The sequence below is a fragment of the Wolbachia endosymbiont of Listronotus oregonensis genome (genome assembly GCF_031205055.1).
GTDB lineage: Bacteria > Pseudomonadota > Alphaproteobacteria > Rickettsiales > Anaplasmataceae > Wolbachia.
On record NZ_CP102118.1, the window covers coordinates 478,342 to 499,535 of the forward strand.

General features: G+C 34.2%; 19 protein-coding genes and 1 pseudogene. 16 read left to right on the forward strand and 4 right to left on the reverse strand.

Annotated features, from left to right (window positions below; all coding sequences use genetic code 11):
• Window positions 1–21 precede the first annotated feature (21 nt).
• From NMD99_RS02495 to NMD99_RS02530, 8 genes are all read left to right on the forward strand, one after another.
• Window positions 22–1,089: a DNA-directed RNA polymerase subunit alpha gene (locus NMD99_RS02495; RefSeq protein ID WP_253309078.1), complete on the forward strand. Its 1,068-nt coding sequence runs from the start codon at window positions 22–24 to the stop codon at window positions 1,087–1,089.
• Between the two features lie 7 nt (window positions 1,090–1,096).
• On the forward strand, window positions 1,097–1,525 hold the full coding sequence (rplQ, locus tag NMD99_RS02500; protein ID WP_253309077.1) for a 50S ribosomal protein L17: 429 nt from the start codon (window positions 1,097–1,099) through the stop codon (window positions 1,523–1,525).
• Window positions 1,526–1,548: 23 nt separating this feature from the next.
• The gene (locus tag NMD99_RS02505; RefSeq protein ID WP_253309076.1) at window positions 1,549–1,914 is read left to right on the forward strand and encodes a YraN family protein; all 366 of its coding nucleotides are present in this window, start codon (window positions 1,549–1,551) and stop codon (window positions 1,912–1,914) included.
• 26 nt (window positions 1,915–1,940) lie between these two features.
• Window positions 1,941–2,501, forward strand: a complete 561-nt coding sequence (gene atpH / locus NMD99_RS02510; protein WP_253309075.1) for an ATP synthase F1 subunit delta — start codon at window positions 1,941–1,943, stop codon at window positions 2,499–2,501.
• Window positions 2,498–4,039 (forward strand): F0F1 ATP synthase subunit alpha, encoded by a 1,542-nt coding sequence (gene atpA, locus NMD99_RS02515; protein WP_253309074.1) that lies wholly within the window; start codon window positions 2,498–2,500, stop codon window positions 4,037–4,039. The genes atpH and atpA overlap by 4 nt, the downstream gene beginning before the upstream one ends.
• Window positions 4,040–4,048: 9 nt before the next feature.
• Window positions 4,049–4,543 (forward strand): transcription elongation factor GreA, encoded by a 495-nt coding sequence (gene greA, locus NMD99_RS02520; RefSeq protein ID WP_007549342.1) that lies wholly within the window; start codon window positions 4,049–4,051, stop codon window positions 4,541–4,543.
• 6 nt (window positions 4,544–4,549) lie between these two features.
• Window positions 4,550–5,194, forward strand: a complete 645-nt coding sequence (gene ribB / locus NMD99_RS02525; protein WP_182182755.1) for a 3,4-dihydroxy-2-butanone-4-phosphate synthase — start codon at window positions 4,550–4,552, stop codon at window positions 5,192–5,194.
• A gap of 71 nt (window positions 5,195–5,265) precedes the next feature.
• Window positions 5,266–6,546, forward strand: coding sequence for a M48 family metalloprotease (locus tag NMD99_RS02530; RefSeq protein ID WP_264688286.1), 1,281 nt, complete (start codon window positions 5,266–5,268; stop codon window positions 6,544–6,546).
• 28 nt (window positions 6,547–6,574) lie between these two features.
• Here NMD99_RS02530 and NMD99_RS02535 read toward each other — a convergent pair whose 3' ends face one another.
• Window positions 6,575–6,910 (reverse strand): TrbC/VirB2 family protein, encoded by a 336-nt coding sequence (locus NMD99_RS02535; protein ID WP_309166653.1) that lies wholly within the window; start codon window positions 6,908–6,910, stop codon window positions 6,575–6,577.
• Between the two features lie 95 nt (window positions 6,911–7,005).
• The gene (gene fabG, locus NMD99_RS02540; RefSeq protein ID WP_253309071.1) at window positions 7,006–7,740 is read right to left on the reverse strand and encodes a 3-oxoacyl-[acyl-carrier-protein] reductase; all 735 of its coding nucleotides are present in this window, start codon (window positions 7,738–7,740) and stop codon (window positions 7,006–7,008) included.
• 266 nt (window positions 7,741–8,006) lie between these two features.
• Between fabG and NMD99_RS02545 the strand changes: the two genes are divergently transcribed.
• The 6 genes from NMD99_RS02545 (at window position 8,007) to NMD99_RS02570 (ending at window position 17,030) form a co-directional block, all read left to right on the forward strand.
• Window positions 8,007–9,527 (forward strand): HlyD family type I secretion periplasmic adaptor subunit, encoded by a 1,521-nt coding sequence (locus NMD99_RS02545; protein ID WP_253309070.1) that lies wholly within the window; start codon window positions 8,007–8,009, stop codon window positions 9,525–9,527.
• A gap of 543 nt (window positions 9,528–10,070) precedes the next feature.
• Entirely contained in the window at window positions 10,071–10,835 is a 765-nt protein-coding gene (gene coxB / locus NMD99_RS02550) for a cytochrome c oxidase subunit II (RefSeq protein ID WP_182182743.1), read from the forward strand.
• Between the two features lie 15 nt (window positions 10,836–10,850).
• The gene (gene ctaD / locus NMD99_RS02555) at window positions 10,851–12,401 is read left to right on the forward strand and encodes a cytochrome c oxidase subunit I (protein WP_309166656.1); all 1,551 of its coding nucleotides are present in this window, start codon (window positions 10,851–10,853) and stop codon (window positions 12,399–12,401) included.
• A 1-nt stretch (window position 12,402) separates the two neighbouring features.
• Window positions 12,403–13,290, forward strand: a complete 888-nt coding sequence (locus NMD99_RS02560) for a heme o synthase (protein ID WP_253309067.1) — start codon at window positions 12,403–12,405, stop codon at window positions 13,288–13,290.
• A gap of 175 nt (window positions 13,291–13,465) precedes the next feature.
• Window positions 13,466–13,903, forward strand: coding sequence for a ribonuclease HI (rnhA, locus tag NMD99_RS02565; protein ID WP_253309066.1), 438 nt, complete (start codon window positions 13,466–13,468; stop codon window positions 13,901–13,903).
• Window positions 13,896–17,030, forward strand: coding sequence for a YhdP family protein (locus NMD99_RS02570; RefSeq protein ID WP_309166657.1), 3,135 nt, complete (start codon window positions 13,896–13,898; stop codon window positions 17,028–17,030). Before rnhA ends, NMD99_RS02570 begins: the two co-directional genes overlap by 8 nt.
• A 287-nt stretch (window positions 17,031–17,317) precedes the next feature.
• Here NMD99_RS02570 and NMD99_RS02575 read toward each other — a convergent pair whose 3' ends face one another.
• Complete coding sequence (locus NMD99_RS02575) at window positions 17,318–17,446, reverse strand: hypothetical protein (RefSeq protein ID WP_264688292.1); 129 nt, start codon at window positions 17,444–17,446, stop codon at window positions 17,318–17,320.
• Between the two features lie 185 nt (window positions 17,447–17,631).
• On the opposite strand from NMD99_RS02575, the pseudogene NMD99_RS02580 reads away from it, so the two are divergent.
• Window positions 17,632–18,862: pseudogene (locus NMD99_RS02580) on the forward strand (IS256-like element ISWpi15 family transposase).
• A gap of 19 nt (window positions 18,863–18,881) precedes the next feature.
• Here the strand turns inward: NMD99_RS02580 and NMD99_RS02585 are convergent.
• Window positions 18,882–20,768 (reverse strand): hypothetical protein, encoded by a 1,887-nt coding sequence (locus NMD99_RS02585; RefSeq protein WP_309166659.1) that lies wholly within the window; start codon window positions 20,766–20,768, stop codon window positions 18,882–18,884.
• A 214-nt stretch (window positions 20,769–20,982) separates the two neighbouring features.
• Here NMD99_RS02585 and NMD99_RS02590 point away from each other — a divergent pair, with 214 nt between their 5' ends.
• Window positions 20,983–21,141 carry a hypothetical protein gene (locus tag NMD99_RS02590; RefSeq protein WP_309166661.1) on the forward strand — a complete coding sequence of 53 codons (159 nt, stop codon included), beginning with the start codon at window positions 20,983–20,985 and terminating at the stop codon, window positions 21,139–21,141.
• Window positions 21,142–21,194: the final 53 nt, after the last annotated feature.

The following is a 21,194-nucleotide window of genomic DNA, read 5'->3' on the forward strand; positions in this document are numbered from 1 at the left end:
GATATTTGAAAAGGTTGTTTTATGTATTATAATAATAATGTTTCTCTCTGTAGCAATTTAGATAAATTGATTAAACCTAGTTCAGTTAAGGTAATATCAGATGATTCAAGTGAAAAAGGTGATATAGTCCTAGAACCGTTGGAAAGTGGTTTTGCTTTAACATTAGGTAATGCATTAAGACGTGTAATGTTATCTTCTCTTAAAGGTAGTGCTGTTTATGGAATAAAAATTGAAGGTATAACTCATGAGTTTACTTCAATTCAAGGGGTAAGAGAAGACGTAACTGATATAGTATTAAATATGGGCATGTTGAGTTGTAAATTAAATGGTGCTTCTAATAAATGCTTAAATTTAAACGCTAAAGGGCCTTGCCAGGTATTAGCTGGGATGATAGAAACTGATGATCAATGCTCTATTGTTAATAAAGATTTGTTAATATGTACGCTGGGGCAAAATGTAGAGCTTAACATGACCATATATGTGGCTAGCGGAAAAGGTTATCTTCCTGTAACTAAGTATAAAGAAAATGAACTTTTGAAGCTTATGAGTGAACAGGATTTAATTGGTTTTATTCCAGTTAATGCTTTGTATAGCCCTGTCAACAGGGTTTCGTACAGGGTAGAGAATAGTCGTGTTGGCCAAGTGACTGATAAGGATAAGCTGATATTGTCAATTGAAACTGATGGTACAATCTCTCCAAGTCAAGCTGTTGACTCTGCTGCAAGAATATTACAGGAGCAACTTCAGCCCTTTATTAGTTCTGATGTAAGTTATAAAAAATCGCAGGTTTCTTCGTCTAGTGGTGCTAAAGATTTGGGTTATGACCCTGTCTTATTGCGTAAGGTAGATGAAATGGAATTATCTGTCAGGTCTCATAACTGTCTGAAAAACGAAAACATCACTTATATAGGTGATCTTGTGCAAAAGACAGAAGGTGAAATGTTAAGAACTGCTAATTTTGGCAGGAAGTCTTTGAATGAGATTAAGGCAGTTTTGGCTAATTTTGGCTTGTCTTTGGGTATGAATGTGCTAAACTGGCCGCCTAAGGATATAGATGAGTTGGCTAAACAACATACTGATGAAGATTAGGTGATATATGAAACATGGAATAAAAAAACGTAAACTATCTCGTTGCACTGAACATAGATTATCGACGTTAAAGAATCTATCTATCTCATTAATTAACCATGAGCAGATTGTAACTACTTTACCAAAAGCTAAGGAACTTCGTCCATATGTCGAAAAGTTTATTACAATTGCTAAGAATAAGAATACTTTACATGGTAGAAGACTTTTGCTTTCACGCCTTCATAATAGTAAGTTAGCAGTTGATAAGTTATTAAACGTCTTAGCCAGCCGTTATCAAGATCGTAAAGGTGGGTATTCTAGAATAATAAAATTTAGCACTCGAAAGGGTGATTGCGCTTCAATGGCAGTGATAGAACTGGTTAATAGGGATATTGCAGCAAGAGGTAAGGTTTATAGTAAAAATAGAGAAGGAGGCAAAGTAGTTACACAAAGTTAATTATTATCATAATTGTTCTTCTTATGGTAAGTAGGTTACGCTACTTTGTAGGTTACTTTGGCGAATTGTTAGTTTTGGCATATTTAAAGCTGAAATGGTATAATGTTATAAAACGCCGTTACCGTTGTAAGTTCGGTGAAATTGACTTAATTGTATCTAAAAAAAAGGAGCTGATTTTTATAGAAGTTAAAACAAGTTTACTTGGAAAAGAAATACCGATATCTCATCTTCAATGTCAGTCTATTATAAATTCTTCTAAGTATTTCTTAAGTACAAACCTTAGTTTTTTAGATTATTCAGTCAGATATGATTTATGTTTTCTTTCCTTAAAGAGAGGACCTGTTTATATAAAAAATGCTTGGATTGAAGAATGGAAGGTTTGTAGCTGAATTAATTTAGATTTACTGGATTTAATATGAAAAAGACCCAATACAATAATTTAGTTTCATCTTACGCTAGAGTGCTGTTTCATGTCTCAGGAAGCAGGTTAGGTATTATAAGGAAAGAAGTAGAATTTTTATTGGCTTTTTTTAAGGATCAACGTGATGTTTTTGTGTACCTATCTCATCCTATGATTTCTTTTGCACACAAAAAAGAAGTGATGCTTTCTATAAATGAGCACTTGAGTGAAAATTTAGTAAAATTTATTATGGTTATATTTGCAAACAAACGCTCTAGTTTATTGATCCTTATATTAGAAAAATTCTTAAGTCTTGCAAAAGAAAATGAAAATGAATTCGAAATTACTATAAAGTCAGCAGAAGCTTTAAAGGAATCTGATATAAAAATAATTACTGAATCTTTGAGCTTTCTTGGTAAAATAATAAAAGTAAGCAATGTGGTTGACCCTTCTATACTAGGTGGCTTCGTAGTTAGGTATGGTTTTAATTTGATCGATGCTTCGCTAAAAAGTTACTTAGATAGGTTAGTTGACTTAAGTAAAATGGAAATATTAAAAGTAAGGAATTTTGTATGAAGAACAGTATGAATGTTTCTGAGATAGCAAGTGTAATAAGGGAAAAAGTTGAGACGTTTGATAATCCTATAAAGCGGGAAAATATAGGTGAAGTAATTTCAGTAACAGATGGTATCGCATTGGTTTATGGGCTGGAAAAAGCAAAATTCGGTGAAAAGGTATTTTTTGCAAGCGGTGTAGAAGGAATAGTTCTTGATTTAGATCATGATACGGCTGGAATAGTTGTGCTTGGTAATGACCGTGATGTGAAAGAAGGGGACGTTGTAAAATGTAGTGGTGATGTTGTGCAGGTGCCTATAGGGCATGAATTGTTAGGGAGAGTTGTAAATGCGTTGGGCCATCCTATAGACGACGGTGGGGAAATTAGAGCCAAAAACAGAATGGATATAGAATCTAAAGCGCCAGGCATTATTGATCGTAAGTCTGTGCATGAGCCACTACAAACAGGAATTAAAATTATAGATTTGCTAATTCCAATAGGTAGAGGGCAGCGTGAATTGATTATTGGCGATAGACAAATTGGTAAAACTACTATTGCGCTTGATACTATTATCAATCAGAAGAAGATTAACGATGAGGTAAACGAAAATCAAAAAATTTACTGTGTTTATGTTGCTATTGGACAAAAAATTTCAACAGTAGCAAAAGTGGTAAATAAGCTGAAAGAAAGCGGAGCATTAGAGTATACAACTGTAGTTGTGGCTAGTGCATCTGACTGCGCGCCTATGCAATTTTTAGCACCTTATGCTGGTTGCACTATTGGGGAATTTTTCCGTGACAATGGAATGCATTGTTTGATTATATATGATGATTTATCTAAGCATGCTGTGGCATATAGGCAGATGTCTTTATTGCTCAGACGTCCTCCTGGTCGTGAAGCTTACCCTGGAGATATATTCTATGTACATTCTCGCTTGCTTGAAAGAGCTGCTAAAATGTCTGATAAAAAAGGGCAGGGGTCTTTAACTGCTTTGCCGATTGTCGAAACTCAAGCTGGTGATGTATCTGCATATGTGCCAACAAATGTTATTTCAATTACCGATGGGCAGATCTTTCTTGAGTCTGAATTATTTTATAAAGGATTTCGACCTGCAGTAAATATAGGTTTGTCAGTTTCACGGGTTGGTTCTGCTGCACAACTAAAGTCTGTGAAGAAAGTTGCTAGTTCTATAAAGCTAAGCTTAGCTCAGTATAGAGAATTAGAAGATTTTGCAAAATTTGGTTCTGATCTTGATGCTAGTGTTCAATTATCCTTGAATAAGGGTAAATATCTTGTCGAGTTATTAAAGCAAAAACAACATTTACCTATGTCAATAGAAGAGCAAGTAGTGCTGATGTATATTTTTTCTAACCTATATAATCAGTTAAGTAAAATACAAATAAGTTACATTAATAAATTTGAACATGATCTTATTAATTATTTTCATACTGTACACCCTGGGGTTTTAAAAAAGTTGTCAAATGACATGAGTGATGATATAAAAGGTGATATTTTTAACATTGTGAGTAATTTCGTTACTCAATTTAATTGCGTTTAGGTGGTGATTATGGCTTCATCCATTATTAATAAATTTCCTATGACGAGGGAAGGTTTTGAGAATATGCAAGCCGAACTTGAAAAATTAAAGGAAGAAAAACCTTCTGTGATACAGGCTATTTCTGATGCTCGTGATCAAGGTGATTTGTCTGAAAATGCAGAGTATCATGCAGCACGGGAAAGGTTAGGTTTTATTGAAGGCCGTATAATGGAGATAGAAAGTAAGCTCTCACATGCGGAAGTAATAGAAGTAAAAAATTTGTCTGGTGATTCAGTAATGTTTGGTGCAACTGTGACATTAAGCATGTTAAGTGATAATAACGGTGAAGTGGAATATGTTTATAAGGTTGTAGGCGAATATGAAGCTGATGTTTCAAAGCAGTTAATATCTACTAGTTCACCACTTGGGAGTGCCTTAATCGGCAAAAAAGTCGGTGAGTATGTGGAAGTGACAGTGCCAAATGGAGAGAAATTGTATAAAATAGTTAAGATTGAATTTAAGTAAATTATTATGGTACAGGCCACTTATGCTTCAATGAGTCTACCCGGTATTTCTTCTGTGGAAGATGTATTAGAGGATGCTCGTTCCGGTAAATTATTCATTTTAGTTGATGATGAAAGTAGAGAGAATGAAGGTGATTTGGTTGTCTTAGCTGAAAAAGTAAAACCAGAACATATGGCTTTTATGGTTAGGTACGGTACAGGGGTTGTGTGCTTAGCAATGACTAAATTTCACATGAAGAGGTTGGGCCTTAATTTCATGGAAAAGAAAAATATTGGTGAAAATCATACCGCATTTACTACATCAATTGATGCACGTTATGGCATTACAACCGGTGTTTCAGCAGAGGATAGAACGAAAACTATACATGCTGCTATCAACAAGGATGGCACTCAGGATGACATCATAACTCCAGGTCATGTTTTTCCTGTAATTGCACATAAAGGTGGGGTGGCACAACGTGCTGGTCATACTGAAGCGAGTGTTGAAATGGCGAAGTTAGTAGGGTTTGATCATTCAGCAGTTATTTGTGAATTAGTGAATGATGATGGCTCTATGATGCGCTTACCTCAGTTACTTAAATTTGCTGAACAACATAAAATTAAGTTAACTACCATCGACAAACTTATCAGTTACGTTAAAAAATTAAACTAGCGTTTATAAATTTGTATAATTTAAGTGTTAAAATATAGAATTCCTATAAATTATACAAGCACAGAATTTCCATGTTTAGAATTGCTAAGTTTTTGACCTTATTGTTCTTTTTTGCATATTATAATAATGCTTACTCTATTAACATTATTAGAGATAGTGAAGTGGAAGCAATAGTGAAAGAGCTAGCGCAACCTTTATTTTTCGCTGCAAACATTGATAGTGACCGAATGAAAGTTTTTATAATTAATGATAATTCGATTAATGCTTTTGTAATTAACAACAACAGTATCTTCATTCATTTAGGACTTTTACAATACTCGGCTAAACCTTATGTCCTGCTTGGTATATTAGCACATGAGATTGCTCACATATCTGCTGGTCATATATTGCAAATGAGTAGTGCTATGGGTTATTTTCAATCGATAGCAATGATTAGTTATATGGTAGGATTAGTTTCTAGTATTATCATTAACCCTCAGGTTGCTGGTGCAATTTTGCTTAGTGGTGTAGCACTCAGTTCAGGGCTATTTTTTAACTATTCTCAAGAGCAAGAAAGTGTAGCAGATAGCTATGCTTTAAGGTACCTTGATGAATCTGGCTATGATAATTCAGGTATGAAAGAGATTTTTGATTATTTTAAAAGTATTGAGCATGAGAACACCGAGGAATATTTCCGCACTCACCCACTTAGTGAGAAACGCATATTTGCTGTACAAAATTATAAGGTCAAAAACAACGTAAAACCAATTTTTGCGGATAAGTTACTAAAGTTTGAGCGTGTGGTTGCAAAGTTAGACTCTTTCTTTGTTCCTATTCATGTGTTATCTAATAAATATGAAAATAATTCTGAGTATGTAAATGCTATAGTTTGCTATAGGCAAGGAAAGATAGAAGAGGCTATTGCTAAAGTTAATTCATTGATTCAAGAGTCACGCAATGACCCATACCTATATGAATTAAAAGCAGAAATGCTATACAAGGCCGGAAATTTAAGTGAAGCAATAAAAATGTATGAGGAATCGCTTAGGTATTTATCTGAGAAAAACAGTTATTTAGTGAAACTTGCATTATCTCATACTTTATTATTACACGGTGATGCAAAAAAGGCGATTTTTTACCTGGAGCAGATTTTGAATGTAGAACCAAATAACGCTTTTGTCTGGAAATATTTAAGCATTGCATATAAATGTGAAGCTGATACGGCAATGCATTATTTTGCCTTGACAAAAAAGGCTTGTATTGAAGGTGATTTAAAGCAATTTACAAAATATGCTGAGCTAGCTGTTAAAACTCTACCAAAAGATAGTCCTTATTTGTTGCAAGTTGAAGATATGAAGCGATTTAATGGATAACAAAAAAGCATTTCTGCACTTTTATGGGTTATTTTCCACACTTTTCCAACATAGCTTTTGCTTCATCACTTAGGTTGGGCATAATTTTCGTTATGATAGTTTTAGCGCCAAAAAATACACCACAGAACATGCCTAGAGCAAAGAGGGCTGGCCACGGCATCCTGCCAAATATTGCAAGCAAAGCTGCACCAATTATTACTACCGTCATAAGTGGACCGCCTATTCCCCAAACGTAACCAATAATATTGCATATTACTTTAGTTGTGTCATCCATATCAGGATCAGTGGTAGCTGCATAACCTGAGAAAGAGAAAAGTAATACTACACAAAAAACACTAAAAAATCTTTTTATTATAGAGCTCATTTTCTTGCCTTTAAATAATAAATTAACGCAAACGCAAACCTACACATATTTTTATTTTAAAGTAAAAATTATAATTTGTCTATACATAAGTGTTGCTACATAAATAACCCACCATTAATGTTAAGCACATGCCCTGTTATATATTTTGCTTCATCACTTGCTAAAAATAAGACCCCTGCTGCTATTTCTTCCCCTGTTCCCATTCTTTTCATTGGAATATTATCTAATATTTTTCCCTTTTGTCCTTCATTTAAAACTTCAGTCATTTTAGTATCTATAAACCCAGGAGCAATACAATTTACTGTTATATTACGACTTGCAACTTCTTTTGCTATAGATTTGCTCATAGCTATTATTCCAGCTTTAGACGCTGCATAATTTGCTTGCCCGGCGTTTCCTGTCAGCCCTATTATTGAGGAAATATTTATAATTCTTCCCCAATTATTCTTAATTAGTCTCTTACATGCTTCTCTACTCAGCTTAAATGTAGAGCTCAAGTTAATATCAATTACTTTTTGCCATGCTTCATCTGTCATTCTCAATAATAAACTGTCTCGCGTAATGCCCGCATTGCATATAAGCCCGTCAAAGCCTTCCATCAACTCACTTGCTCTATTTACTAGTTGATTTACTTCCTCAGCATTTGATAAGTCACAAGGGAGTATGTGCATATTTTTTTCATATTGTTTAGCAACTTCTTCGAGCACTTCTTTTTTTGTGCCAGAAATACATAAAGTTGCTCCGGCTTTGTGCATAATTTTTACAATTGCTTGCCCTATTCCGCCTGATGCGCCAGTGATCAGGAACTTTCTACTTTCCAATCTAAACATAATAACTTTATATTATCTTAATTCCTAACAGAATATCGACTGGTTGGCAATAGATTTCTTACATAATATAAGTAACTCAGATATTCACAAAATAAAGGAAAAGTTATAATAAAGTTAAACGTCAAAAAATTTTAAAAACATAGTTGATGCAGGAATTGTTACTAAATAGTTTATTCTGGTGCTCTGCAGTCTAAATGGAATGCCTAAATTATAGATTCTTTGTTTTTGTGTGTTATCTTGAGTTAACACAAATTCACAGTAGTATTATGATAAGTAAGTTAAAAAAGCTTAGCGCTGGATTTTCTTTGACAGGCCTGATTGGCCATAGTGATAATATAAATATGCAAGGAGCAAAAAATAAAAAGAAGAAGTACCCAAAATTTTTGGATAAGACGTTTGCATTGATTGATGCAGTGATAAATTTTATTTTAAAACGCGAAAGTAATAACGTAAATGAAGTTCTGAGAGTAACATGGGGACCACTATTTTTTGGTCTGGTAGTAATACTCATCTTTTTTGGGATAGGTGGTATTTGGTCGGCTATAGCTCCAATTGACGGTGCGGTGCATGCAAGTGGAGAAGTTATTGTATCTTCAAATAGGAAAATAGTTCAACACTTGGGCGGAGGAATAATAAGCAAAATTTTAGTCAAAGAGAGCCAAGCAGTTAAAAAAGATGAGCCTCTAGTTTTGTTGAGTGATGTTAACGAGAAGGCGAATTTAAGTATTATCAAAGAGAAGCTCTTATCATTTTTAGCAACAGAAGCAAGGCTTATTGCAATCAGAGGAGATTTAGACACGCTCGAGTTTCCTGATGAGGTTAAAAAATTATCTCACGATGAACTTGTAAATAAAGCGATAAAGAATCAAGTAAAGTTGTTCAACTCTCAGAGAAAGAGCATATTGGGAAAAACAGACATACTGCAACAACGTATAAAGCAGTTAAATGATGAATTAGCTGGGCTAAACTTTCAACTAAATGCAGCTCATAAGCAATATGACTTGATAACTGAGGAGTTGGAAACAAAAAGACAATTACTTGATAGTGGCCATATAAGCAAACCACACATTTTAGCTTTAGAAAAACAGTTTGCTGAAATTGAAGGCAGAGTTGGACATTACCGTTCTGCAATATCTCAAGTGCAGCAAAAAATTGGAGAGAATGAATTAGAAATTATAAACGTGAGAAATGATTCTCAAGAAAGAGCAAACGCTGAACTTAAGGAAGTTAGTACGTCTATTGCAGACTTGAAAGAGAGGCTGATGGTTGCTGAAGATTCATTAGCACGTACAATAATTAAATCCCCTCAAGATGGGATAGTCACAGATATAAGATACCATACTGAAGGTGGTGTTATACAATCTGGAGTTCCAATCATGAGCGTAGTGCCATCGGATGATGACCTAATAATAGATGCTAAAATTCAGACCAGAAACATAGAAGAGGTACTGTCAGCACAAAAGAAAGATAGCAACATAGTCTCTATTGATGGGCTAGAAGGGCTAAAGGTTAAAGTCCGGCTGAGTGCTTACAGTGCACGTCGTTTAAGTTTAATTAGTGGTATAGTAAGCCATATTTCTCCTGATGCTCTTGATGATCCAAGACTAGGGCGTTATTATTCAGTGCGCGTGGTGATACCAAAGTCAGAGCTTGCTCAATTTAAAAATGTATACCTATACCCTGGTATGCCAGCAGAAGTGTACATAGTTACTCAATCCCGTACTCTTTTATCATTCTTGTTTACACCTATAATTGCAACAGTCGATAGGTCTTTTATAGAAAGGTAGCTCTATTTGGCTTCTCTAAAGATTTCGTTTACAGAATCTAGTAACTCAGCTATGCAGAATGAAAAAAGTTTGTATGGTATACAAATATAGTGTGTTTTTTTATAATTATTTTCTATAATGCGTAAATCTTTGGTCCAAGCTGTAAATGCTACCATAGGCATTAAAAGTTAATTAACAAACTGCAATGTATAATAAAATAAAGGAACTTGTAAGATTTTGATCTTGCAAATTATAAACTTGTCATAAAGTTTAATAGTGTCTGTTACTGCTTTTAGGTGTGAGGCTAGAGGGTTATTAGCAGTAACAGACACTATTAAACTTATTATAGAATTTACTTAAAGTAAATACTTAATTTAAAATATTATAATATTTTTCCTTACAATAGATTTATGTAAATGCTTTTTTCCTCAAATTAGTATTGTACTATTATACTTATTGAATGCTAAAAAATTATTAACCATCACTAATCTCTATTTGCATAGTAAGTTTATATATACTATTATACAGTATATCATTTAGTTTTATAGCAAACAAACAAAAGATATGGTGAAGTTATTTGCACTATTGATAATATTTTACTCAAATATATCTGTTGCCTCTGCTCCTACTTCCTGGCAATTTGGATTTCCTGCTCCTGCAACTGAAGTAATGGAGGCTGTAGTTAGGTCACATTCGTTTGTAATGGTTGTGATGGTTGCAATAATGCTTTTTGTGTGGGCGCTGCTTGCTTATGTAGTATTTCGCTTTCGTAAAAGCAAAGTGGCAAACGTAAGCCAAACTAACCACAATGTCCTTTTAGAAATTGTTTGGTTTGTTATACCAACGATTATTGTTGGTATATTAGCCTTTGAAAACGCTAAATTACTGAAGCTACAGGAAGAAATACCGAAAGCTGATATAACACTGAAAGTTATTGGCCATCAATGGTATTGGAGTTACCAATATCCAGAATATCAAGGTGTGTCATTTGATAGTTATATTAAGGGAAAAGAAGACTTTATCGAAGGAGATTTAAAGCTATTCTCTGTTGATAACAACATCGTTTTACCCATTAATACTAACGTTCGTTTACAAGTTACAGCAGGAGATGTGATACACAGCTGGGGAGTACCGGCTTTCGGTGTAAAAATTGATGCGATACCAGGTAGGCTGAATGAGGCGTGGTTTAATATCAAAAAGTCTGGTGTTTATTACGGGCAGTGCTATGAATTGTGTGGTCAAGGCCATGGATTTATGCCAATTGTTGTTGAAGCAGTAAGCAAAGAAGATTTTAATAAGTGGATTGAAAATAGAAAATTAGTGAGTTAAATTTGGAGTATAGATATGAGTGACGTACCAAAGGGCATAAAGCGTTGGTTGTTTTCCACTAATCATAAAGACATAGGGACACTGTACATTATTTTTTCCATATTAGCTGGAATTATTGGTGGATTATTATCGGTGATTATTCGCACTCAGCTAATGCACATTAATATACTTAACAATAATTATCAATTATATAACGTAATGGTTACAGGGCATGCGTTGATAATGGTGTTTTTTATGATAATGCCAGCCCTCATGGGAGGATTTGGTAACTGGTTTGTACCTCTCATGATTGGCGCACCAGATATGGCATTTCCTCGTATGAATAATTTAAGTTTTTGGTTATTAGTGTCATCTTTTATTTTGCTCATTCTCTCAGTGTTTATTGGTGAAGGTCCAGGTACAGGTTGGACTTTATATCCACCTTTATCACAGGTAATGTCCCATCCAAGTGCAGGAGTTGACATTGCTATACTTGCACTTCATGTTGCTGGTATGTCGTCAATTGTTGGGGCGATCAACTTTATAGTTACTATATTTAACATGCGCACAAAAGGAATGTCATTAACTAAGATGCCACTGTTTGTTTGGTCTGTCTTGCTAACAGCATTTATGTTGATTGTTGCCTTACCAGTGCTTGCCGGTGCTATAACTATGCTTCTTACTGATCGCAATGTTGGTACTTCCTTTTTTGATCCTGCCGGTGGCGGAGATCCTGTGTTATTTCAACATCTATTTTGGTTTTTTGGTCATCCAGAAGTTTACGTAATTATTTTTCCTGCATTTGGCATCATAAGTCAGGTTGTATCAACTTTTTCTCACAGACCTGTATTTGGTTACATAGGGATGGTTTATGCTATGATAGGTATAGCAGTATTTGGCTTTATGGTGTGGGCTCATCATATGTTCACTGTTGGGCTTAGTGCTGACGCTGCTGCATTTTTTAGCACTACCACAATTTTTATCGGTGTTATAACTGGTGTAAAAGTCTTTAGCTGGATTGCAACTATGTGGGGTGGAGCAATTGAGTTTAAGACCCCTATGCTATTTGCACTAGGTTTTATTTTCATGTTTGTTGGCGGTGGCATAACGGGAATAATTCTTTCTCATGGTGGAATAGATAAGCTTCTGCATGATACCTACTATGTTGCTGCTCACTTCCATTATGTCATGTCACTTGCTGCATTATTTGGAGCTTTTGCTGGCTTTTATTATTGGATTGGTAAAATGTCGGGTAAACAATATAATGAGCGCTTAGGTCAAATCCACTTTTGGCTTACTTTTATTAGTACCAATATCACTTTTTTACCTCAACATTTCTTAGGATTAGCTGGCATGCCAAGGCGTATACCTGATTATCCTGATGCGTTTATTCCTTGGAATTATATATCCTCAATTGGCTCATATATGTCCTTTGTTTCAGTTATGTTTTTTGTGTTTATAGTTATACATCTCTTTAAATGGGGCAAAAAAGCTGGAGATAATCCTTGGGAAGGTGACACCTTGGAATGGACAGTATCTTCACCACCGCCTTTTCATACTTTCGAAAAGCCACCAGTGGTAAAATAGAATGTACACAAGTGTTTTGCTAAATGTTGAATCAACAATACTGGATTTTTGGCGTTTGCTGAAGCCAAGGATAATGTATCTTGTGGTATTTACTGCAGTTGCTGGTATGGTTACTGCACCAGGTAGTATGCACCCTTTTCTAGCACTAATATCTCTTATATGTGTTGCTCTTGGCTCAGGATCTGCAGGTGCTATAAATATGTGGTATGACAGAGACATAGATCTGCTCATGGAAAGGACAAAAAACCGCCCTATACCCTCAGGAAGAATTCTTGCAGAAAGTGCGCTTGAATTTGGTATAACTCTTGGAATATTGTCAGTATTTATCATGGCAATAGCAGTAAACTATATTTCTGCTGCTTTGCTTGCAGTTAGCATATTATTTTACGTTTTCGTATATACAATTTGGCTAAAAAGGCGTACTCCACAGAATATCGTTATCGGTGGTGCAGCAGGTGCTTTTCCTCCAATGATTGGCTGGGCAGCTGTGACTAATTCTGTCAGTTGGGAAAGTTTCATTTTATTTTTAGTAATTTTTATGTGGACTCCACCACACTTTTGGGCCCTATCTTTAAATAAGTCTGAAGACTATGCAAGAGCATCGATTCCTATGTTCAATATTGTTTATGGTCCGGAAAAAACAAGAAAATATATATTAATTTATAGTGTGTTGCTGGTATTAACCAGCTTGCTTCCAGCTCTATTTTTGAAAAAGGCTTTACTTTATCTAAGCATGGCAATTTTTGCAGGTTGCATCTTTATTTGGTACGCTATATCAATTCTCAGATTCAAGAACCACAACTCACAGAAACAAATGTTTTCTTATTCAATTTCTTATCTATTTTCCCTATTCGCCAGTATTATTTTTTGTTCTATTGATTTATTTTAGTTATGAAAGAACGGCAGAAGCATAAAAACTATTTTTTACTTTTCCTTTTGGTAATGCTCGTTGTCACACTTTTTTTTGTTTCTATAATAAAATTTAAAGGTGCAGCTTAAACTACCTTTAGAAATTGTGCTTTCATAAAAGCAACTATATACTTTGTTAACCGATATAAACAAAGATGAGTAAGAAAGAAGTGACAATATACACGGATGGGGCGTGTTCTGGTAATCCTGGAGCGGGAGGATGGGCAGCTATCATATTATTTCAAGATTATAGAAAAGACATTTATGGTAGAGAAGAAAATACCACAAACAATAAAATGGAGTTAACAGCGGTGATCAATGGGCTAAAAGTATTGAAATTTTCTTGTAATATTAATTTATATACGGATAGTCTTTATATTAAGCATGGCATAACAGAGTGGATAAATAAGTGGAAAATGAATGGCTGGAAAACAAGTAATAAAAAATCAGTAAAAAATATGGAATTGTGGAAAGAGCTAGACAACGTTGCTTCACAACACGAAATTGATTGGAAGTGGGTTAAAGCACACAGTGGCAATAAATATAATGAGGAGGCTGATATTTTAGCAAGAAAAGCAATAATCGATGCTTAAAAAAATTACTATATTATTTTCCGTAGCTTTATTGTTCATATTGTGCTTCTTTATTTTTTTAAAGCCTTTAGAAATCAATATTAATTATATTAATTTTTATGTTAAACATAAAATATCAAAAATATTTGTTGGCTCAAGCGTTAATATGGAGAATACCTCAGTTGTTTGGCAGAAAGATGGCAAAGATCCGTATTTAGTCATTACAGATTTGGCAATAGCAAACCCTAATTTTACTATAAAAGTTCCTGAGCTTTTTGTACATTTTAAGTTAAGTTCCTTATTTAAAGCTAGCACAAATCTCTCTCAGGTTTCAGCTGATAATGTGCATGTATGTATCAAGAGAGAAGAAACTAATGTTAATCCGCAAAACTCATTAGACCTTTTGGATAATCATTATTTAAATAGTAACCGCCTTCCTTCGGTGTCATTCCAGCGCGTGACGCTGGAATCTAGAAAAGAAACAAGTAGTCAAGCTACTTGGATGACAAGGACGAGTGCTGGAATGACAAGGACGAGTGCTGGAATGACAGGGAAGAATTTCAAGATGACAGAAAGCAGTGCAAAAAATCTATTAAAAACAATAAGGGAATTTTTTTTTGACTTAAATGCGGATTCAAAAATTGAATTTACTAACATCGCTATTGATAAAAGCACAGAAGATGAATTTTTTATTGATAAATTATATATAGGGAAGGGGGAAGATTTTAATGTTTTAGATATTCATGTGAATACAAAAGATGGAAAGGGATTTTTGGATGATTTATCAATTACAATAAAAAATCGCAACAATTTGCTAAATGTATACGGGACATTTTATAATCTAAAATTGGGACTATTGAGCGAGTTTTCTACATTAGTTAAAAGCTACAATTTGGACAAAAATATAGGATTCAAAGGAAGCTTCTCAGTGAAAATTAATAAAAAGGATGAAATTGTAGATGGAAATATATACGTATTGAATACAGAAAATTATTTGAACAAAAATTTGGCCTTAACTAATGTAAATATAAATTTAACATATAGTGATGGAATTATTAGTGTAAAAAACTTCCATTTTAAGTTAAATGACACGTATCTCTCTTTAATAGGCAAGATGAACTTTAGTACAAGTCATGCTTTGCTTAGAATTAATATTAGCAAGTTTGCTGCAAAGGATTTATGTACTTATGTACCAGATGGTGTAGTGAATAGTAAATTTAGAAGCTGGTATTGTGATAATATTAATGGGGATGTTTTAAATACCATTGTAAGTTTCAATGGCAAAATTAACAATTTGGTTGATGACGATCTGTCAGACATTGTAATTGTTGCTGATATAGAAAATGGTAGCGTAAAATTTGATGAAGATTTTGAGCAAGTAAAGGAATTAAAGGGTGATTTGATCATCAAGAATAACGATCTCAAAATTACTGCAAATAGCGCTAAGTTTCAGAATTTCACTATTAATGGTGGTGATATTGAAATGAAATCTCTCAATAAGGAAAATTCAGTTCTAACCATTAATGGCCAAGCTGTAAGTGATGCGTATGGTTTATATGAGCCTATAAGATTTAAGCTGGATGATGTGGTGAAGGTTGAAAGGGATAAAGTAAGTGGAATGGCAAAATCTGTATTTAATTTTCGCATTTTTAATCTAAATGATGATGACAAAAAAGTAGACTTCTCAGCAAATTTTCATTTTGAAATTGATAATTTGGCCGTCTATAATGCAAGTCTTGGTAAATATGACATTAAGCTTAGTTTTGGCAGTGACTTTATAGATTTAAATGGTAGTGGTATGGTGAATAACACACAGCTATTATTTGACCTGAAAAGTAGCAATAGGAATGAAAGTTTTGCCTGGAATTTGACCGGAGATTTACCCGCTCAAATACTTGATTTTGATGAAAATATAGGTGGCTATGTCAATACAAATATAGAATCGGTGATAAATCAAGATAAGACGGGACATGTTAATGGTAATATGGATTTATCAGAGCTTGAATCACGTTCAAGTTATTTTGGGTGGAAAAATCGTTTTGAAGATCACAATAAAGTTTTGTTCTCTGTAAAATTAAAAGGTGCCGATGAATTGTTAGTAGACAAATTAGATGTTATAGGAAATGACCTAGATATAAAATTCAGCGGAAGAGTAGGAAATGGAAATTTATATTTAAATTCTAGTAGTTTTAAATTGCCTGATAATGATTTTAGTATAGAAATTGAATCAGGTAAGGAAAAAAATGCCATAACTATTTATGGTGAGAAAATCAATTTGAGTGATATTTTAGGCTTGCTTGGCAAAAACAATAATGGATTAAACAAAGATATAGAAATTAGTATGAATGTTGACAATGTAATTATGAAAGAAGGCGTCGTTATCAAAAATGCTAAGCTGAATGTAACCTGTACTAAAGGTAATTGCAATGGAAGTCAATTTACAGGACAGTTTCTAGAAGATAGCAGCAACATACTAGCGGAATACAGTGGAATAGGGCTCGAAATATATGCGGATAATGCAGGTATACTTTCGCGTTCCTTAGGCATTAGTAAATCAGTCAAAAATGGTAAACTTTCTCTTTATCTATCTCCTCAAAGAGAAAATGAAGAACATTATGGCATGTTATCTATTAGTAATTTTTATATCAAAGATGCTCCACTACTCACTACTTTATTATCGATGTCTTCGCTTCCTGGTATTGTAAATGCTATAAAGGATGAAGGTGTATACTTTTATAAATGTAATGTACCTTTCTCATACAAAGATGGCTCTGTCGAAATTGAAGAATCTTGGCTTGAAGGGGCGGAATTAGGCATTAGCACTAGCGGTAAGCTCGACATTAGAAATTATAAATTCCAAGTTGAAGGACAGGTAATACCAGCATATTCAATTAATAAATCTTTGTTAAAAATTCCTATAATTGGGAAACTTCTTACTGGCGGGAAAAGTAGGGGAATCGTTTCAATAGACTATAAAGCAAGTGGTGATGACAAAAACAATAACGTATCTGTTGATCTTATCTCTTCGCTAACTCCAAACCTATTAAAGAGGTTATTGGGAGTGTTTGATCGCATTATGACAAAAACTAACGAAGCTGTCATCGGTGGCTTAAAAGGTGGTGTGAAAAAGAAATTTGGTTCGACATGACCAAAAGGGAAGTTGTTTAACAAAATTATGGACAAAAATGCAAGAATTTCCGAATGATCCACCTGGTTTTTTATCTAATTATTTAAGCAATACCACTCTCTTTCTGGAAACTTGATTATGATAAAGTAAAAGTTATTTCTTTACAAAATTATAGACAAAAAATGCAAGAATTTCCGAATGATCCACCTAGTTTTTTATCTAGTTGTTTAAGTTCCCTTTATCGCCTCCCATATCTGCAAAGTTATAAATACAACTAGAAGGGTAGGGGATAAAAGTTCGTTATTTCACTATATTAGGTCATCATGTTGGTGATAATCTGAGTAATTGCCTACGTAATTTTCGTCAGCATCGTGATTAACATCAGGTTTAAGCAAAGAAAGATTATCATCGGATTGTTCTTCTGATAAGTTAAGCAAAGAAAGATTGTTATCAGATTGTTCTTCCTCTTTAGACCCAAATAACCATGAAAAGAATGATGAGATAGAATCAATAACGGATTTAATTGCTGGAAAAATATTGGATAAGAAATGGGAGTGTTAAATAAACTGTGTCAAACCGAAAAAAAAGTAATAAATTGATATAAAAAAATGGAGGTTTGACAATGAGTCAGAAAGTAGTAAACAGAACTACCGGTTTGGTAGATTATAAAGAATTAGAAACAAATATCCTGTCGTCTATACGAGAAGGAAGACCGTTGACAGGAAGAGATGGAGCATTAACACCGTTTATAAAAAAGTTGCTGGAGGTAAGCCTGGAAGGTGAAATAGAAAACCACTTGTCGGCTGAAAGCGAAGAGAATAATCGAAGAAATGGGAGGAATGCAAAGACTTTACGTACAAGCGCAGGGTCATTTGAGCTTTTGACGCCAAGAGATAGGGAAGGAAGTTTCGAACCACAAATAGTCAAAAAAAGGCAAACAAACTTACATCCAGAGCTTGAAACGAAGATTTTGAGCACATTTGCCAGTGGTATGGGCTATAGAGATATAGTGTCACATGTTGAGGAAATTTATGATCACAAAATATCGGTGGCAGAGATATCAAGTATTACTGACAAATTGCTACCAGTAATCAACGAATGGCGTAGTCGCCCGCTGCAGTCTGTATATCCGATAGTTTTCATGGTTTTTTAAAGTCAAAGAGGACGGGCATTGCGTAAGTAAATGCATGTATAACATATTAGGCATAGATCAAAATGGCAAAAAAGAAGTATTAGGTTTTTATTTGGCTGAAAGTGAAGGAGCTAACTTCTGGTTGGGAGTGCTAAATGACCTCAAAGAAAGAGGAGTAGAAGATATCCTTATTGCCTGCGTTGATGGGCTGAAAAGCTTTCCTGCAGCTATAAACAGTGTCTTTCCTAATGCGGAAGTGCAGATGTGTATAGTGCATCAGATACGCAACTCACTGAAGTATGTGGCCAGTAAAGATGCGAAGAGTTTTTTGAGCGATTTAAAGAAGGTATATCAAGCTTCAAGCAAGGAAATTGCCGAGAATTATCTGTTGGAATTGGATGAAAAATGGGGCACAAAGTACCCTATGGTTATAAAATCTTGGCAGAATAATTGGGAAAACTTGTCTGGTTATTTTAAGTATTCTGGTCCAGTTAGGAGGATAATCTACACCACCAATCCCATAGAGGGGCTACATAGGCAAATTAGGAAATTCACTAAGACCAAAGGCTCATTTACCAGCATAAATGCCTTGTATAAGCAGGTATATTGTGCTATAAAGAAGGCAGAGGAAAAGTGGACGATGCCTGTACATGATTGGGCATTAACTATCTCTCAACTTGATGTTTTCTTTCCTGGCAGATTGAAAATTGAGTTGAACTAAAAATGCGGTTTGACACAGTTTATTTAACACTCCCTAAGAAATTACTGGGTTGCTGAGTGTCTTGCTGGTTACTTTTTTCCTCTTCTACATCTACATTACTTTGCTCTACTTCATTTGATTTTTCCACCTCTTGTTCAGGTTTACTTCTGCTTATATCCTCTTTGGATTCTTTTCCTGATTCTGGTTCAGGCTCTTTTCCTGGTTTTGGATCTGTGTCATCCACATCTTCTTCAGACTTACTTCTGCTTATAAGTGTCTTATCTAACCATTCGGACATATTCTTGTCTGGATTATGAAAATACATTCGACTTATCTCCTTATTTTCATCAATAGAAATTACTACAGTTGCATTCTGACTTAATGGCCCCTCATTTAATCCATCACATTCACTAATGAGCGATTCATGAGAGTTCTTAATGTCTTTGATAAATTGAAGTTTTTCTTTTTCTGAAAAGTACTCGCATTTTACGTTATAAGTGGTGCCTTTGTATTTAAAACTAAACATCGATCCATGGTCTTTATATTCATCTACTAGTTCATGAATATTCTTGACATTTTGTATAGCTTTAAATTTTTCTTCTTCTGAAAGGTTCTTGTGATATTTATAAAGTGTACCTTTATATTTAAATTGAAACATCGATCCACGGTCTTCATATTCATCTAGTCCAGAATTCTTGACACGTTGTATAATTTGAAATTTTTCTTCTTCTGAAAGATCCTTGCGGTATATACTACCAGTTGTATCTTTATATTTAAATTGAAACATCGATCCACGGTCTTCATATTCATCTAGTCCAGAATTCTTGACACGTTGTATAATTTGAAATTTTTCTTCTTCTGAAAGATCCTTGCGGTATATACTACCAGTTGTACCTTTGTATTTAAAACTAAACATCGATCCATGGTCTTTATATTCATCTACTAGTTCATGAATATTCTTGACACTTTGTATAGCTTTAAATTTTTCTTCTTCTGAAAGGTTCTTGTGATATTTATAAAGTGTACCTTTATATTTAAATTGAAACATCGATCCACGGTCTTCATATTCATCTAGTCCAGAATTCTTGACACGTTGTATAATTTGAAATTTCTCTTCTTCTGAAAGATCCTTGCGGTATATACTACCAGTTGTATCTTTATATTTAAATTGAAACATCGATCCATGGTCTTTATATTCATCTACACCCATCTGCTTGCAAATAGCTTTATAATTTTTTTCTTCTACTTCAAGTCCAATTGCATTTGCCATCAGCTGATTATTTATACGGTCTAACTCCTCTACTTTTGCTTCGGAAAGCTTAAATTGAAACACATGACCGAATTCATGGGCTAAAACGTTGTCCGTATAAGCGTCTTTATAGAGCAATACGCTTTCTCCGTTCGTCATCCCACCAGAAATATTGAGCGAAGATTGACTCCGTGAAAACCCAGGAACCAAAGTGCCATATCTCCTATAATCATCTCCATTATTAAAAATATAGGTATGCACAGTAACTTGAATATTACTAGCAATACAAAACTTTGCTTTATATGCTTCATAAGCATTTTTAATATCGAGCTTCATTTGCTCCTGTTCTTGTTGCGATACATTGTCATAATGTATTACGCAATTCAACTTTCCGTATTCAAAATTAAATTGATTAGGCAGCACATCTTGTACTCCTACGTATTTTGTATTCTCACCAAAGTTTCTTGATTGTGCAGTTTTATATAAATTATTATAGTATGTAAAAGAGTTTCCGTGAGGCAACTTAGGTATTTGTGCAATCGTTCTTCCATGGTTATCGTGGAAAGAAATTTTAGAATCACCAATCCTAAAATCCGTTATAGATTGCCCGCAAGTACCATCGTTTGCACAATCGTGATTATCTTTCTTATAAAACCATGCGTTAGTGTATTTTCCCATTTTGATACCTCACTACCAAACCTTACTATATTATTATCTTGGTAAAAATCATAATAATTCGTTAACTTGTATTTTAAATCTGTATATCAAATGTACTTTTCTCATAAAGTGCCAATTGTGAAGCTAATGAACTTTATTTGTTTAAAATTTTGCTGAAATAGCTCTTTTTATACTATGTTTTATATAGCTAAACTGACTTAGATTTACCGACAATTTGAAAAACGACAAATTCGTCATCCCGCTACTAGTTAGCGGAATCTATGCCGAGATACCGCGAATGAATCGCGGTATGACGGTTCGCGGCGGGATGACGATAAGCTCGTCATCCCGCTACTTGTTAGCGGCTGAGAGATACCGCGGCGGTATGACGTAGGAAAACCTTTCTTAGGTTAGCTATAGTTCGCTATATTATGTGATTTTATTTTT